Source organism: Rhizobium sp. P2_G2 (genome assembly GCF_056403555.1).
The window spans coordinates 21,787-37,223 of sequence record NZ_JBFUFF010000017.1; the positions used below are offsets into that span (position 1 = coordinate 21,787).

A 15,437-nucleotide genomic window follows, 5' to 3' on the forward strand; every position below is an offset into this window, starting at 1 on the left:
CCGATGGGTACCCTCGCTTTCACCGCACCGCTGGTCCTGATCGCGCTTGCCGCTTTGCCGGTGATCTGGTGGCTGCTGAGGATCACGCCGCCGCAGCCCGAGCGTGAAGTCTTCCCGCCCTTCCGCATCCTTTTGGCACTCACCCGTCGCGAGGAAACGCCGGCGACGACGCCCTGGTGGCTGCTCGCACTGCGCCTGCTGCTCGCCGCTGCCTTGATCATCGCGCTTGCCGGCCCGGTCATTAATCCCAATGCCGCCCTGGTTGGCGGGAAAGGTCCGCTTGCCATCGTGCTCGACAACAGTTGGGCAAGCGCACCGAGCTTCGAAAAGCGCCGCCACACGGCCGAAATGCTGATCCGCGAGGCTGATGCCAGCGACGCACCGGTGAGCCTTGTTTTCACCGCCGACAGCGCCCATGACGCGACCTTCAAGCATGCCGACGATGCAATGAAGATGCTCGCTGCAGCAAAACCCGAGCCGCTGCCCGCCGATCGCGACCGCGTGGTCGGTGCCCTGCAGACCGCCTTCAAGGACGAAAAGCCCGGCACCCTCGCCTTCATCACCGACGGCATCCAGTCATCGAAGGATGCCGCCTTCTACGACGCGCTCAAGGTGCTGGCGCCAGGCGAGGTCCACCTGATCGGCCGCCAGAACCCGGATGCAATCGCCATCACCAAAGCGGTCAACTCCGCCGAACGCCTGACGATCGACGCCACGCGCCTGGAAGCGACGCAGCCGCAAATCGTTAACGTCTCCGCCCATGATATCCAGGGCCGCGTCGTCGGCACCGCCAAGCTCGACTTCAAGCCAGGCGAGCGCACGGCCGAGAGCTCGATCGAAGCGCCCTTCGAACTGCGCAACGACTATGCCCGGCTCTCCATCGACGGCTACGACACCGCCGGCTCGGTGCACCTGCTCGACGACAGTTTTAAGCGCCGCAGCGTCGGCCTGATCTCCGGCGAATCCGCCGATCGCAGCCAGCCGCTATTGTCGCCGCTCTATTATATCAGCCGCGCGCTGTCGCCCTTCGCCAATCTTGAAGAGGCCAAGAGCAACGACCTCGCCACCGCCATTCCCGACCTGATCAAGACGCGCCCATCGATGATCGTGCTGGCCGATATCGGCCGCATGCCGCCCTCGGCAGAGAAGGCGCTGACCGACTGGATTGACAAGGGCGGCACACTGGTGCGCTTCGCCGGCCCGCGCCTGGCCGCCGCCCCGACCGGCGACCCGCTGATCCCCGTCCGCCTCCGCGAAGGCGAGCGCGCGCTCGGCGGCGCCATGTCCTGGGCCTCGCCGCAGCCGCTCGACACGTTCCCGCAATCGAGCCCGTTTGCCGGCCTGACGCCGCCAAAGGGCGTGCTGGTCAACCGCCAGGTTCTGGCCGAGCCGTCGCCGGACCTACAATCGATGACCTGGGCCAGCCTCACCGACGGCACGCCACTGGTGACCGCCCGCAAGATCAATGCCGGCCGGATCGTGCTCTTCCATGTCAGCGCCGAATCCTCCTGGTCGAACCTGCCGCTGTCTGGCGACTTCGTTGAAATGCTGCGCCGGATCGTGCAGCTGTCGCACAGCACCGCCGGCACCCAGACCGCCGATGGCAAGACCGTGCTGCCGCCCTACCGGCTGCTCAACGCCAAGGGCGTGCTGACCACGGAAAAAGGCCTTGCCAAGCCGATCGAACCCGGCAAGCCGGTGATCGCCTCCTTCATCAATCCGCCTGGCCTCTATGGCGGCGAGGACGGTTTTGAGGCGCTCAACCTGTTGCCGGAAGACGCAAAGCTGCAGCCGATCGCCCTGCCGAACGATTTGAAAGTCTTGGAAAGCAGCTTTACCGGCGATGATTCCGTATCGCTGAAGCCCTGGCTGATCACGGCAGCCGTCATTCTGGCACTGGCCGACACGCTTGCCATGCTGCTGCTTGGCGGTGCTTTCGCCCGCCGGGCGACCGCGGCAGCCGCCGTGCTTCTCATCGCCGCCGGCGCCACGTTCGGCCATTTTGACAGCGCCCGTGCCGATGATTCCAAACCCGGCGACGATGTGCTGATGTCACGGCTCGACAAGACGCATCTCGCCTACGTGATCACAGGCGAAGAGGATGTCGACCACCTTTCCCAGCGCGGTCTGCAGGGGCTGAGCGACTATCTCTATTACCGCACCACGCTGGAGCCCGGAGACCCCGTGGGCGTCGATATTTCCAAGGACGAGCTCTCCGTCTTCCCGATCCTTTATTGGCCGGTGCATGCGACCGCAAAAATGCCGTCCGAGGAAACGATCAGCCGCATCGACGCCTATATGCGCGCCGGCGGCACCGTGCTGTTCGACACCCAGGACCAGGAATCGGCGATGACCGCCATGGGCCGCGTCAGCCCCAACACCGACCGGCTGCGCGCCATCCTCGCCAATATCGACGTGCCGCCGCTCGAGCCGGTGCCCTCCGACCATGTGCTGACCAAGGCCTTTTACCTGCTGAAATCCTTCCCTGGCCGCTACTCAGGCGGCCCGCTCTGGGTCGAGGCGCAAACGACGAAGTCCGATCCCTCGCGGCCGGTCCGCGCCGGCGATGGCGTGACGCCGATCATGATCACCGGCAATGATTTCTCCGGCGCCTGGGCGACAAGTGACATGGGTGCACCGCTGATGCCGATGGTGCCGCCGGACGAGAACCAGCGCGAAATGGCCTATCGCACCGGCGTCAACATCATGATGTATATGCTGACCGGCAACTACAAGGCGGACCAGGTGCACGTGCCGGCTCTGCTGGAACGGTTGGGGCAGTGATATGAGCGTGGTTTTCAATCCGCTGCTGCAGCCCGTCCTGATCGGCCTCCTCGCCGTCATCGCCGTTCTCTTCATTGGCTTCGGCCTCCATCGCCGCCAACGCGGCATGATCTTGCGCGCCGTAGCGCTTGCTTTGCTCATCGGCGCGCTCGCCAATCCAGTGATCGTCAACGAGGAGCGCGAACCGCTGCCGACGATCGTCGCCATTGCCGCCGATCGCAGCCAGAGCCAGGATGTCGGTGATCGCAAAGCCCAGACCGACAAGGCAGTCGAGGCACTCAGGGCCGCACTTGGCCGGTTCCACGGCATCGAGACACGGGTGATCAATGCCGCAGCCGACGAGGGCTCGGAAACGCCCTCGACGCGGCTGTTCTCCAATCTCGCCAACGAACTCGAAGATGTCCCACCCTCGCGCATCGGCGCGGTGATCGCCGTCACCGACGGCCAGGTGCATGACCTGCCGGCCAACAACAAGCTCGACGGCATCGACGCGCCCGTGCATGCGCTGATCACCGGCAAGGACGGCGAATTCGATCGCCGCATCGAGATCGTCAAGGCGCCGCGCTTCGGTCTGGTCAACCAGGACCAGCAGATGACGCTGCGCGTGGTCGATGACGGCACCAGCCGCAACGATCCGGCCGAGATCACCGTGCGGATCAACGGCGAAGTCACCAACCGCCTGGACGCCACACCAGGCGTCGATCGCGTCGCCACCTTCAAGCTGCCGCGCGCCGGCAGCAACATCGTCGAAGTCGCGGTCAACGAAATCCCCGGCGAGGTCACGCCGATCAACAACCGCATCGTCCAGACGATCGACGGCATCCGCGAGAACCTGCGCGTGCTGCTGGTCTCCGGCGAACCGCATGCCGGCGAGCGCGCCTGGCGCAATCTGCTGAAGTCAGACGCTTCGGTCGATCTCGTCCACTTCACCATTCTCCGCCCGCCGGAAAAGCAGGACGGCACCCCGATCAATGAATTGTCGCTGATCGCCTTCCCCACCCGCGAACTGTTCGTCGACAAGATCAAAGACTTCGACCTGATCATTTTCGATCGCTACCAGCATCGCGGCGTGCTGCCGATCCTCTATTACGACAACATTGCCCAATATGTGAAGGAAGGCGGCGCCCTGCTGCTGGTCTCCGGACCGGAACATGCCGGACCTGAATCGATCGCCTATACGCCGCTTTCTTCCGTGCTGCCGGCCATGCCGACCGGCCAGATGGTCAACAAGTCCTTCTATCCGCGCGTTTCCGAACTCGGCCAGCGCCACCCGGTCACACGCGGCCTGGAGGGTGGAAAGACCGAGCCGCCGCATTGGGGCCGCTGGTTCCGCGTCGTCGACGTCAACCCGCCCGAGGGCAATGTGATCATGGACGGGCCCGACAAGGACCCGTTGCTGGTGCTGTCCCACAATGGCGAAGGCCGTGTCGCCATGCTGCTGTCCGACCAGGGCTGGCTCTGGGCGCGGGGCTTTGAAGGTGGCGGGCCGCATATCGACCTCTATCGTCGCATCGCCCATTGGCTGATGAAAGAGCCGGCGCTGGAAGAAGAAGCGCTGACCGCCCATGCATTCGGCCATGAGATCGAGATCACCCGCCAGACGCTGGGCGATTCCGTCCCCAAGGCGATCCTGAAGAAGCCGGATGGCAGCACCGTGGAGGTGACGCTGTCGCGCTCCGAACCCGGCCTCTACAAGGGCACGTTGAAGACGCCGCTCAATGGGCTCTACGAGGTCAGGGACGGCGACCTCAACACGCTCGTCCATGTCGGCGCCGTCGACGCGCCTGAATTCCGCGAAATGGTCTCGACCACGAAAAAGCTCGAACCTCTTGCCTCCGCCAACAAGGGCATCGTCAAACGTCTCGACGATGGCGCTGATGGAGTCACCATCCCGCAGATTCTCACCGTCAATGGCAAGGTCCGCATCGATGATCCCGACCGCATGGTCATCCGCATGACCGACGAGACGACATTGAAGGGTGTCACCTCGCTGCCGCTCTTCGCCGGCTTCCTCGGACTGGGCCTGCTCGGACTGGCGCTCGGCTCGACGTGGTGGCGCGAGGGGCGATAGTCAGGCGGCCGTTTTGGTAGTTTGCCTGATCTTTCCGCAGTCGATTTCAACCAGCCTTCAATGTCAGGACGGGTTCGACATCCTCAACCGCATGCCTCTCCTCAGGCCGCCAATGGATCGTGCCCTTGAGCCGGGCATGCGCATCTTCAGCGATTGGCACCACCAGCACCCGGCCCGGATCGACAGGTGCCGGAAATTGCAGCGCTCCATAGGTAACCTTCTCGAAGCCGAGCGGCATATAGTAGGGCGGGTCGCCGACCAGCACCACGGCCTCGGAACCTCTGCGCTTCGCCGCCTCGACCGCGATCCGCACCAGTTCACGGCCGATACCCATATTCTTGTGCGATGGCCTGACAGCGAGCGGGCCGAGCAGATGGCCCCTCACCTCACCCGCCATGACAGGCGTCATCCGCACGGATGCGATCGTCTCGCCCTGGTCGGCGCAGATGAAAGACAGCGAGATGTCATGTGGTCCTTGCTCACGAATCCGCGCGGCGGCGCGGGCGAAGCGGCCGGGGCCGAAGGCCTCCTCGTTGATGAGCTCGATAGAATCGTGATGGGACGGATCTTCCGTCAGGTAGACAAGGTCATGCTTCTTCATGGAAAAGACACTGCATTTGAACAAACGATAGCGATGGCGCGCCGCGCATTCGGAATGGCGGGCGGGAAAACATCATCGCGGTCGTCGCAGCAGTGTCATGCCTTGCAAAACTCTTTCGGCTAAGGTGGAAAGGCCGATAGCAGGAAAGTTTCCGCGCAACAAGAGCCAAAACGCAGCGTTCATCATTTTGGCTATCGCAAAATCCGATGGGGATTGCGATGTACGGAAAAAGCGCAAGGAGACTGATCATGGGCCTGTTGGTCGACGGCATATGGCATGATGCCTGGTACGATACGAAGGACAGCGGCGGGCAATTCATCCGTGCCGCCTCGCAATTCCGCAACTTCATCACCCCGGACGGGACGCCCGGACCGACCGGCAGCGGCGGCTTCAAGCCCGAAAGCGGCCGCTATCACCTTTATGTCTCCTATGCCTGCCCGTGGGCTCACCGCACGCTGATCTTCCGCAAGCTCAAGGGCCTGGAGGACCATATCTCCGTCTCGGTCGTGCACTTCCTGATGCTGGAAAAGGGTTGGGTGTTCAAACCGGAGGAAGATGCCACACCCGATCATCTGTTCGGCGCCTCGGCGCTGTCGGAAATCTATACCCGCGCCGATCCGCATTATTCCGGCCGCGTGACCGTGCCGGTGCTGTGGGACAAGCAGACCAACACCATCGTCAACAACGAATCAGCCGAAATCATCCGTATGTTCAACTCCGCTTTCGACGGCATCACCGGCAGCAATCTCGATTTCTATCCCGAGGAACTGCGTGGCGAAATCGATGAGCTCAACGCCTATATTTATGATTCGATCAACAACGGCGTCTACAAATGCGGTTTTGCTACAACTCAAGAGGCATATGAGAGGAATTTCGACGCTTTGTTTCCGGCATTGGACCGGCTTGAACAACGCCTGGACGGGCAGAAATACCTGTTCGGCGACCGGGTCACGGAAGCCGACTGGCGGCTCTTCACCACGCTTGTCCGCTTCGACCCGGTCTATGTCGGCCATTTCAAGTGCAATCGGCGCCGGATCGTTGATTATCCCAATCTCTACAGATACTTGCGTAATCTCTACAACCATCCCGGCGTCAGGGATACGGTGAATTTCCACCATATCAAGCATCACTATTACGGAAGTCACAAGACAATAAACCCGAACGGAATCGTACCGCTCGGACCGTTGCAGCAATTGGATTGACAGTCTTGCCCGGAGAAGAAATAGCGCAGTTTATCTGCGCTATTTGAGAAGCCCGACTACAAAACCAAAGGTTTATAATCTGAAGTACCCTAAATTTCTAATTATATAAATTAGCATTGTCTGAGAAACTTTCATTAAACAATAAATGCATACCCTAAGGCTATAATGCGCTGATTCATGCAGCTGAGGGGAAGCGGTGATGGGGATATTCAATCTTGGACGGGGCAGCGCCGAGCGCGAGATGGCGGCGATCAGCGCGTCGCAGGCAGTGATTACTTTCGACATGGATGGCTGCATCCTCGGCGCCAACGAAAATTTCTGTAACGCGCTCGGCTACAAGCTCGATGAAATCGTCGGCAAGCACCATTCCATGTTCGTCGACCCGGACTATGCGAAGAGCGCCGAATACCGGGAATTCTGGGCCAATCTCAAGGCCGGCAGGTTCGACCGTTGCCAGTACAAGCGCTTCGCCAGGGGCGGCCGGGCGATCTGGATCGAGGCGTCCTACAACCCGGTCTTCCATCATGGCAAGCCGGTGAAGGTCATCAAGATCGCCACCGACATCACCGAGAGCAAGCGCCAGGCGCTGGAGGATTCGAGCAAACTCGAAGCGATATCGCGCTCCCAGGCTGTTATCGAATTCCAGCCGGATGGCACGATCCTCACCGCCAACAAGAATTTCTGCGACGGCCTCGGCTATCGACTCGAAGAGATCGTCGGCAAGCACCATTCGATGTTTTGCGACCGCGCCTATGCCCAATCCGAGGAATATCGCAATTTCTGGAAGAAGCTTGCCAATGGCGAGTTCTTTTCCAACGAATTCGTCCGCTACGGCAAAAGCGGCAACCCGGTCTGGATCCAGGCAGCCTACAACCCTATTCTCGACGAGAACGGCAAAGTCGTGAAAGTGGTGAAATTCGCCACCGACGTCACCGAACGCATGGCCTCGGTCGACAAGCTCGGCAAGGCGATCGCCGAGGTCGCCCAGGGCAACCTGACGGCCCGGGTCGAGGACACACTCGTGCCAAGCATGGAAAAGACGCGGGCAGACTTCAACCTTGCCGTCGATCGCCTGCGCGAAACCGTCAGGACGATCTCGGACAATGCCGGCAATATTTCCTCCAATGCCCAGCATTTGCAGGAGGGCTCCGGCGCAATCGCCGAGCGCACCGAAAGGCAGGCCGCTGCGGTCGAGGAGACCGCTGCAGCACTCGAACAGGTCACGACCACCGTAGCGGATTCCTCCAGCCGAGCCGCCGAAGCTGGCCAGCTCGTGGGCGCGACACGCGTGGCGGCGGAGAAATCGGGCGAGGTCGTGCAAAGTGCGATCGAGGCCATGGGTCGCATCGAGAATTCCTCGAAGGAAATCTCAAACATTATCGGCGTCATCGATGAGATTGCCTTCCAGACTAACCTCTTGGCACTCAATGCCGGTGTCGAAGCCGCCCGCGCCGGCGAATCCGGCAAGGGCTTTGCCGTCGTCGCCCAGGAAGTGCGCGAACTGGCGCAACGCTCGGCGAAGGCCGCCAAGGAGATCAAGGCGCTGATCACCGTTTCCTCCGAACAAGTCGGCAGCGGCGTAAAACTCGTCAATCAAACCGGTGCGGCTCTGTCTGAGATCGTCTCGCAGGTGGCGCGCATCGACGGCAATGTCAAGGCGATCGTCGAGGCTTCGCATCAGCAATCCACGGGTCTGCGCGAGATCAACGAGGCCGTCAACAGCATCGACCAGGTGACGCAGCAGAATGCCGCCATGGTCGAAGAGTCCAATGCCGCAAGCGACTCCTTGGCCGCCGAAATGAGCCAGCTCCTGGACATGCTCCGCCAATTCAACACGGACACGGGACACGATCACCGGCCGCACGGACGTGCCACGCCGCGCTTATCCGTGGTCCATTCGTAGCTGTCAACCGGCAGGGCGCGACCACTTGGCGCCCCGTTGTCAACCGTCCGATTACCAGAGCTCCTCGATCTCCGCTTCGCCGGCGAGTTCCCTGAGCCGCCTGCGTGTCGCCGAGGTCGTGCCCTCGGGTAGCTGGTCCAGCGCGAAGAAGCCGCTCTCGACGATCTCCCTGTCCCTCAGGCGTGGGGCCGTTTGACGCACCCGGCAGCGGAAGAAGACCACGTGATCGCGCTTCGATGTGCGGCGGTTGAAGTAGACATGGATGAGTTCGGCCGGCGCAGTGAGCTCCAGATTGCCCTCTTCCCTCAGCTCCTTGGCCAGCGCCTGGCGCACCGTCTCATAGCGCTCGACACCGCCGCCCGGCATGTGCCAGCCGGGAATATAGGAATGGCGGACGAGAAAGATCCGGCCCTGGTCGTCAAAACAGGCCGCGCGTACGCCAATCGTCATGCCCTTGATGAAGATGAAGACTGTGTGCACGACACGCGTCAGGATGCGGTAGCGAAGCGCACTCATCTCGGGCGGGGTGACGTCGTCGGTCATGTTTGACACTTGCTCCTCGTCCCCCGACCGCCTATGGTCCGGGCATGTTCACGCTTGCCCACATATCCGACATCCACCTGGGGCCATTGCCGGATATGTCTATTCTCGATCTGATGTCCAAGCGCATCACCGGCTACATGAACTGGCAGCGCAACCGCCGCAAGCACCTGTTCGGCGACACGCTCGACCAGCTTCTGCGCGATCTGCACAAACACGCGCCCGACCATCTTGCCATCACCGGCGACCTCGTCAACCTGGCGACCGACACCGAGATCAAGGGCGCCGGCGTGTGGTTGAAATCCTTTGCGAAGCCACATGATGTCTCGGTCGTACCCGGCAATCATGACGCTTATGTGCCGGGAGCCCTCGACGAAGCCATGGAGCAATGGCAGGCGTGGCTGGCGCCGGACATGCCGCGCGCCGATGGCCATAATTTCCCCTATCTGCGCATTCGCGGACAGGTGGCGCTGATCGGGCTGTCGACGGCAACGGCGACCCCGCCCTTCATGGCATCAGGCTATTTCGGCCGCAACCAGGCGCGGCGCTTCGCTGAACTGCTGAAGCAACTGGATGAGGCCGGCCTCTGCCGCGTGGTGATGATCCACCATCCGCCGATCCGCGGCGCCACGGCGAGCTACAAGCGCATGGTCGGCATCCGCCGCTTCGGCGCAGCGCTGCATCTTGGCGGCGCCGAACTGGTGCTGCACGGGCACACCCATCTCAATTCACTCTACTGGCTGCCGGCGCCGGGCGGCGCGCGGGTACCCGTGGTCGGCATCGCCTCCGCCAGCCAGGGCAATGGTGGCCATAAGCCGCCGGCCGCCTATAATCTTTTCCGTATCGACGGCGAAAAGGGCGATTGGTCGATCAGGCGCGAACGTTATGCGCTGGCGACGGACGGCCAGTCCTTCGCCCTGGTGGAGGAAGAAAAACTTCTCGGCCCGATCGACGCCAACCCTCTGTGGCCTCCCGAGCCTTTGTCGAGGGGCGACCAACTCCCACTCAAGGGGGAAGATTTGCAAGTGGCACGCTCCGCACCTCAAATCGTCGGCGAGGATGCGACGAGAAGATAAAGTCAAAGCGGCGCCCGGACGATTTCTCCATTGAAATCGAGATGGCCAGAGAGGCTGCCGCAGAAACGCCGTCAATCCAGCGTTCGCCGGAAGCGCAGCAGCGCCAGACCGGCATAGGCAAGGATGAACACTGCCAGGATCCCAACTTCGAACGACACGTCCGCCCAGGCCGCCCCCTTCAGCATCACGGCGCGAATGATGCGGATGAAATGGGTGAGCGGAAAAATCTCGCCGATCCATTGCGCCCAGACCGGCATGCCGCGGAACGGAAACATGAAGCCGGAAAGCAGGATCGACGGCAGGAAGAAGAAGAAGGTCAATTGCATGGCCTGCATCTGCGAGCTCGCGACCGTCGAGATCGTGTAGCCGAGTAGCACCAGCGCCAGCACGAAGGCGAACACAGCCATCAGCAGCAAGCCGAGCGATCCGACAAAGGGAATGCGGAACAACAGTTTTGCCGCGACCAGCACCACCGTCACCTGCACGGCTCCAACCGTCAGATAGGGCAGGATCTTGCCGAGCATGATCTCGAACGGGCTGGCAGGCATGGCGAGCAGGTTTTCCATCGTGCCGCGCTCGATCTCGCGCGTCAGCGCCATCGAGGTCATCATCACCATGGTCATCTGCAGGATTACGCCGAGCAGGCCCGGCACGATATTGTACTGGGTAACGCCTTCGGGATTATAGCGCCGCTGCACCACCACTTCGAGCGCTTTTGCCGCGGCATCCTTCGAAGCGACCTCCATGCCCTGCTCACGCAGCAGCGCCTGCGCAGCGACGGTGGAGAGCGTCGAGATCGCGCCCGATGCGACGGACGGATCGGTCGCATCGGCCTCGATCAGGATCTGCGGATGGTCGCCCCGATCGACCCGCCGGGCAAAATCCGAGGGAATGGTGACGACGAAGGACACGGCGCCGCTCTGGATCAGATGCTCGGCCTCCTCGGCGCTCGACGCGACGGAGACGAAGCGATAATAGCCGGTCAGTTCCAGCGCCGAGACCATCGCCCGCACATAATGATCCGACGATGACGTGACCAGCGCTGCCGGCAATCCCTTCGGATCATTGTTGATGGCAAAGCCGAACAGAATGAGTTGCATCAACGGCACGCCTAGCATCATCGCGAAGGTGATGCGATCGCGGCGCATCTGGATGAATTCCTTGATCAGCAGCGCGCGCAGCCGGATGAGCGAAAAGATGTCGTTCATCCCATATTGTCCCTCGAGCCGGCCATGAACTGGATGAACACATCCTCGAGGCTAGTCTGTCCTTCGGACACCGTGATGCCCTCCCGGCTACGATAGGGCGCCAGTGCCGCCTCCAACGCATCTTTGTCCTTTCCGACCACGTGCAGCGCGGCGCCGAAAGGCGCCACCTGGTCAATGCCAGGTGTCTTTCCGAGCTCGTCGACCAAATCGCCGAGGCCCTGGCCCGCGAGCACATAGGTATGCAGGCCAGCATTCTTCACCACGTCCGCCACCGTGCCGCTCGCGAGCAGCTTGCCATAGAAAATATAGTGGATGCGGTGGCAACGCTCCGCCTCGTCCATGTAATGGGTTGAGACGAGCACAGTCATGCCATGCGCCGCCAGCCTGTGGATCTCGTCCCAGAACTCGCGCCGCGCCTTGGGGTCGACGCCCGCGGTCGGCTCGTCGAGCAGCAGCAGTTTCGGCGCGTGCATGATGCAGGCAGCGAGCGCCAGCCGCTGCTTCCAGCCGCCGGAAAGTTTTCCTGCCAACTGGTCCTTGCGGCTTGCCAGCCCGAGGTCTTCGAGCGTCTGCCCCACGCGGTCGCGCAATGGACTGAGCCCATAGAGCCGTGCGACGAACATCAGGTTCTCCTCGATCGACAGGTCTTCGTAGAAAGAGAATTTCTGCGTCATGTAACCGACCTGGCGCTTGATCTTCAGGCTTTCGCGCGCCAGATCGAGGCCGAGCACCGTGCCGGAGCCCTCGTCCGGGGTGAGAAGACCGCACATCATCCGGATCGTCGTCGTCTTGCCGGAACCGTTCGGCCCGAGGAAACCGACGATCTCGCCCGTCGGTACCGTCATCGACACATGGTCGACCACGGTCTTGTCACCGTATCGCTTGACCAGGTCATGGACCTCGATCGCGTTCACTTTGCCCTGCCCGACAGAACGGCGTCGACGATCTGCCCCGGCTTCAGCTGCGGCTCGTTGTGCTCTGGCCTCGCCTCGATGAGAAAAACGAGCTTTTGGCGATTCTCCAGCGAATAGATCACCGGCGGGGTGAATTCGGGGCTATCGGACACATAGGAGATCCGTGCCCTGAGATCGCGGCCGCAGCCATCGCAGCGGATGGCAAGCTCCGAACCGAGCTTCAGCCCGGACATATATTGTTCTCCGGCATAAAGCCTGATCTTCACCGCCCCGTCGGGCAGAACCGAAATCACCGGCTGCGATGGCCCTGCCACCTCCCCTTCCCGCCTTATGATGTCGTCGACGACCCCGTTGGAAGGCAGTGTCAACCGCCTGTGGTCGAACCGCCAATGGGCATCGGCGAGCTGCTGTTCGGCCTGCTTCACCTGTGCCTCAGCCGCTTCGATCTCCATCGGCCGCGCCGGCAGCCGCGCCACGGCGAGATTGGCCGAGGTCTGATTGACCAGCGCATCGGCCTGTTGCAGGGCGCTCGTTGCTTGATCGAGTACCGCCGTGGCGTTGATCCCTCGCTTGGCCAGCGCGCTCTCACGATTGAACACGCGCTGCGCCTCCGCCTGCTGCGCTTCGGCCGATTGCAGCGATGCCTCGATCACCGCCAGTTCCTCCGGCCGCTTGCCCTCCTTGAGATTGGCGAGCTGGGCCTTGGCCTGGTCGAGCGCACCTTCCGCCTGGCGCACCGCGATGAGCGCATCGTCATCCTCCATCTGCACCAGCAGTTCGCCCTTGGCGACCCGGTCGCCGCGTTTCTTCAGCAGCCGGACGATCCGCCCGGTCTCGACCGGCGCCACCAGCACATATTCACCCTCGACATAGCCGGTTGCGAGTGGCAGCGGCGGAGCACAGTGGCTGAAAAGCCCTGCGATAACAGGCAGGCTACAGAGAAAATCCATCATGCACCTCCCTTATAGGCGGCCACCAGCCCCCCAACATGCATGACCAACCGCCTGCACAGCCGCTCGGTCTCCTCCGCCCCCATCACATCCCAGTCGAGCCGACGCATGACCAGCGGCTTGGCGACACGGAAATGGAACACCTGGCCGACGCAGGAAAACACCGCGATCTTGACCTCTTCCGAACACGGATCCCGCCCCGTCGCCAGACCGAAGAGCAGACAGAAGCGCATGTGCATGGGCTTCATCCAATTGGCATAGAGCAGTTCCGACACTTCGCCCGGATCGAGCAGCTCACGCAGCATGAAGTTGACGAAGTGCTGGCTTTCCGGACTGGCAAGCCAGAAATGGCAAAAGGCGCCCATCGAATGCTCCATGCATGCGAGGGCATCCGCCGGCGACATCTTTTCCGTCGGCTTGAGGAAAGAGGCACCGAGCGTGCCCCGGACATTGGCGATCACATATTCAGCACAGGCCCGGCGCAAGCCCGGCTTTCCGCCGAAATGATAGGCGATCGAGCCGATATTGGCGGCGGCCAGATCGGCGATATCTCGCGTCGAAACCGCATCATAACCTCTTTCGCCGAACAGGCGTATGGCCGATTCCACCAGGGTGACGCGCGTGACTTCCGCGCCGGACAAGGGTTTCTCCATTCCTGCCTCCATGACATCAGAAGTTTAATCGATTGATTAATTATATGCAACATTGAGTCTTCAATCACTTACAAGTGGTCGGCAGTCACGAACTTGTCAGTTGCGAACAAACGGGATTCAGTCAACTCTGCGCTCTATCTTCCGGAAGATCGCACTCATGTCCGATCAACCTGCAGCACCGCCTAGAACCCAGCAGAAAGGAAACACCGCAATGACCGTACAGAATATCAAGAGAATGACCATGATCGCAGCGGTCTCAGCCCTCGCGCTCTCGTTCGGCGCCTCCGCCTTTGCCGCGGGCGGCAACAGTCCTGGCAGTTCCTCCAGCTCATCCGATTCGGGCGGCAAAGCGGACAAGACCATGGCCAAGTGCAAGMACGGCATGGTCTATTCCGAAAGCAAGAAGAAGTGCGTCAAGGCCGACAAGAGCAGCATGAACGATACGCAGCTCTACGAAATCGCCCGTGATCTGGCCTATGCCGGCCGCTATGAGGACGCGCTGATCGTGCTCGACGCGGCCAAGAACCAGAACGATCCGCGCATCCTCAACTACCGGGGCTATGCCAACCGCAAGGCCGGCCGCGTCGACCTCGCCATGACCTATTACAAGAAGGCGATCGCCATCGACGGCAACTATATCCTGGCGCGCTCCTATATGGGCCAGGGCCTGATCATGCAGGGCAAGATCGAGGAAGCGCGCGCCCAGCTGATCGAAATCCGCGACCGCGGCGGCAAGGACACCTATGCCTACCAGGCGCTTTACGATGCGCTGAAGCGCAAGGTCACCTACTAAGCGCTAGGCATCTGCCCAGGCTGTGGGAAAATCACAACAATTTAACGATGGGCGCGAGCTTTCGCGCCCATTTGTTGTTAATCACTTGCGAACGACTATCAAAATGTTTCATACCTTTGCCGCGTTTTGGGCCTTAGACTCGATTTTCGCGGGCCCAAATTTTTGAATCCACAAATCGAATAAAGCCAGAAGCAACGACGTCATACTTGCAGTGAGGGTCATGAGTAACCAAGCCAAGGCAGATCAGATAAGCCGCGAATTGGTGATCTTACTGCCAAAGCTGAGGCGCTTTGCGATGACACTCACGCGTAATGCATCGGATGCAGATGATCTGGTGCAGGAAGCATGTGAACGGGCAATCACCAGAAGCCACCTTTGGAACGGGGAAGGGCGCCTGGAGAGCTGGATCTATGCGATGACGCGAAATTTGTGGGTTGATGAAGTCAGGAAGAGGAAAGTGCGTACAGGCGGTGGCACCGTCGATGCAAGCGAACAGGATGAGCTTATCGTCGAAGCCAGCGCTGAAAAGGCGATCTACGCCACGCAACTCCACAAGATGATTCTATCCATGCCGGAGGGTTTGTCCTCCGTGTTTCTTCTCGTCAACGTTGAAGGCCACTCTTACAAGGAAGCAGCCGAAATCCTCAATATTCCAATTGGCACTGTGATGAGCAGACTGTCGACTGCCCGGTTGAAACTGGCCGCCATGATCAATGGCACACGTGAAGCGAGGGCATGAAAG

The 15,437-nt window shown here is 61.2% G+C and carries 13 protein-coding genes; 7 read left to right on the forward strand and 6 right to left on the reverse strand.

All coding sequences use genetic code 11. From position 1 onward, the window contains the following. The first annotated feature begins 3 nt into the window (after window positions 1–3). Both AC1D06_RS15125 and AC1D06_RS15130 read left to right on the forward strand, forming a co-directional pair. Window positions 4–2,784 (forward strand): DUF4159 domain-containing protein, encoded by a 2,781-nt coding sequence (locus AC1D06_RS15125; RefSeq protein ID WP_477986843.1) that lies wholly within the window; start codon window positions 4–6, stop codon window positions 2,782–2,784. Window position 2,785: 1 nt separating this feature from the next. Continuing rightward, window positions 2,786–4,855 carry a hypothetical protein gene (locus AC1D06_RS15130; protein WP_477986844.1) on the forward strand — a complete coding sequence of 690 codons (2,070 nt, stop codon included), beginning with the start codon at window positions 2,786–2,788 and terminating at the stop codon, window positions 4,853–4,855. A gap of 46 nt (window positions 4,856–4,901) precedes the next feature. On the opposite strand, the gene AC1D06_RS15135 is transcribed toward AC1D06_RS15130, so the two are convergent. Continuing rightward, the gene (locus AC1D06_RS15135; RefSeq protein ID WP_477986845.1) at window positions 4,902–5,456 is read right to left on the reverse strand and encodes a GNAT family N-acetyltransferase; all 555 of its coding nucleotides are present in this window, start codon (window positions 5,454–5,456) and stop codon (window positions 4,902–4,904) included. 248 nt (window positions 5,457–5,704) lie between these two features. On the opposite strand from AC1D06_RS15135, the gene AC1D06_RS15140 reads away from it, so the two are divergent. Together AC1D06_RS15140 and AC1D06_RS15145 are read left to right on the forward strand one after the other, a co-directional pair. After that, window positions 5,705–6,658, forward strand: coding sequence for a glutathione S-transferase family protein (locus tag AC1D06_RS15140; RefSeq protein ID WP_477986846.1), 954 nt, complete (start codon window positions 5,705–5,707; stop codon window positions 6,656–6,658). A gap of 205 nt (window positions 6,659–6,863) precedes the next feature. Then, complete coding sequence (locus AC1D06_RS15145) at window positions 6,864–8,561, forward strand: methyl-accepting chemotaxis protein (RefSeq protein WP_477986896.1); 1,698 nt, start codon at window positions 6,864–6,866, stop codon at window positions 8,559–8,561. Window positions 8,562–8,612: 51 nt separating this feature from the next. Here AC1D06_RS15145 and AC1D06_RS15150 read toward each other — a convergent pair whose 3' ends face one another. Beyond that, on the reverse strand, window positions 8,613–9,104 hold the full coding sequence (locus AC1D06_RS15150; RefSeq protein WP_477986847.1) for an NUDIX domain-containing protein: 492 nt from the start codon (window positions 9,102–9,104) through the stop codon (window positions 8,613–8,615). A 44-nt stretch (window positions 9,105–9,148) separates the two neighbouring features. Here AC1D06_RS15150 and AC1D06_RS15155 point away from each other — a divergent pair, with 44 nt between their 5' ends. Continuing rightward, window positions 9,149–10,177, forward strand: a complete 1,029-nt coding sequence (locus AC1D06_RS15155; RefSeq protein WP_477875567.1) for a metallophosphoesterase family protein — start codon at window positions 9,149–9,151, stop codon at window positions 10,175–10,177. A 71-nt stretch (window positions 10,178–10,248) separates the two neighbouring features. Here AC1D06_RS15155 and AC1D06_RS15160 read toward each other — a convergent pair whose 3' ends face one another. Genes AC1D06_RS15160 through AC1D06_RS15175 form a run of 4 tightly spaced genes read right to left on the reverse strand, consistent with a single transcriptional unit; the run spans window position 10,249 to window position 13,902 of the window. After that, the gene (locus AC1D06_RS15160) at window positions 10,249–11,385 is read right to left on the reverse strand and encodes an ABC transporter permease (protein WP_477986848.1); all 1,137 of its coding nucleotides are present in this window, start codon (window positions 11,383–11,385) and stop codon (window positions 10,249–10,251) included. Beyond that, window positions 11,382–12,299, reverse strand: a complete 918-nt coding sequence (locus AC1D06_RS15165) for an ABC transporter ATP-binding protein (protein WP_477986849.1) — start codon at window positions 12,297–12,299, stop codon at window positions 11,382–11,384. The genes AC1D06_RS15160 and AC1D06_RS15165 overlap by 4 nt, the downstream gene beginning before the upstream one ends. Continuing rightward, on the reverse strand, window positions 12,296–13,249 hold the full coding sequence (locus AC1D06_RS15170) for an HlyD family secretion protein (protein ID WP_477875564.1): 954 nt from the start codon (window positions 13,247–13,249) through the stop codon (window positions 12,296–12,298). The genes AC1D06_RS15165 and AC1D06_RS15170 overlap by 4 nt, the downstream gene beginning before the upstream one ends. Further along, window positions 13,249–13,902 (reverse strand): CerR family C-terminal domain-containing protein, encoded by a 654-nt coding sequence (locus AC1D06_RS15175; RefSeq protein ID WP_477875563.1) that lies wholly within the window; start codon window positions 13,900–13,902, stop codon window positions 13,249–13,251. Before AC1D06_RS15175 ends, AC1D06_RS15170 begins: the two co-directional genes overlap by 1 nt. A gap of 211 nt (window positions 13,903–14,113) precedes the next feature. Between AC1D06_RS15175 and AC1D06_RS15180 the strand changes: the two genes are divergently transcribed. After that, entirely contained in the window at window positions 14,114–14,695 is a 582-nt protein-coding gene (locus AC1D06_RS15180) for a tetratricopeptide repeat protein (RefSeq protein ID WP_477986850.1), read from the forward strand. Between the two features lie 220 nt (window positions 14,696–14,915). Then, window positions 14,916–15,434 (forward strand): RNA polymerase sigma factor, encoded by a 519-nt coding sequence (locus AC1D06_RS15185; protein WP_477875561.1) that lies wholly within the window; start codon window positions 14,916–14,918, stop codon window positions 15,432–15,434. Window positions 15,435–15,437: the final 3 nt, after the last annotated feature.

Coding starts and splice junctions, on each gene's coding strand:
- AC1D06_RS15160 (WP_477986848.1), bottom strand. CDS start 11,385: ATGAACGACATCTTTTCGCTCATCCGGCTGCGCGCGCTGCTGATCAAG.
- AC1D06_RS15150 (WP_477986847.1), bottom strand. CDS start 9,104: ATGACCGACGACGTCACCCCGCCCGAGATGAGTGCGCTTCGCTACCGC.
- AC1D06_RS15155 (WP_477875567.1), top strand. CDS start 9,149: ATGTTCACGCTTGCCCACATATCCGACATCCACCTGGGGCCATTGCCG.
- AC1D06_RS15170 (WP_477875564.1), bottom strand. CDS start 13,249: ATGGATTTTCTCTGTAGCCTGCCTGTTATCGCAGGGCTTTTCAGCCAC.
- AC1D06_RS15175 (WP_477875563.1), bottom strand. CDS start 13,902: ATGGAGAAACCCTTGTCCGGCGCGGAAGTCACGCGCGTCACCCTGGTG.
- AC1D06_RS15140 (WP_477986846.1), top strand. CDS start 5,705: ATGGGCCTGTTGGTCGACGGCATATGGCATGATGCCTGGTACGATACG.
- AC1D06_RS15130 (WP_477986844.1), top strand. CDS start 2,786: ATGAGCGTGGTTTTCAATCCGCTGCTGCAGCCCGTCCTGATCGGCCTC.
- AC1D06_RS15135 (WP_477986845.1), bottom strand. CDS start 5,456: ATGAAGAAGCATGACCTTGTCTACCTGACGGAAGATCCGTCCCATCAC.
- AC1D06_RS15185 (WP_477875561.1), top strand. CDS start 14,916: ATGAGTAACCAAGCCAAGGCAGATCAGATAAGCCGCGAATTGGTGATC.
- AC1D06_RS15125 (WP_477986843.1), top strand. CDS start 4: ATGGGTACCCTCGCTTTCACCGCACCGCTGGTCCTGATCGCGCTTGCC.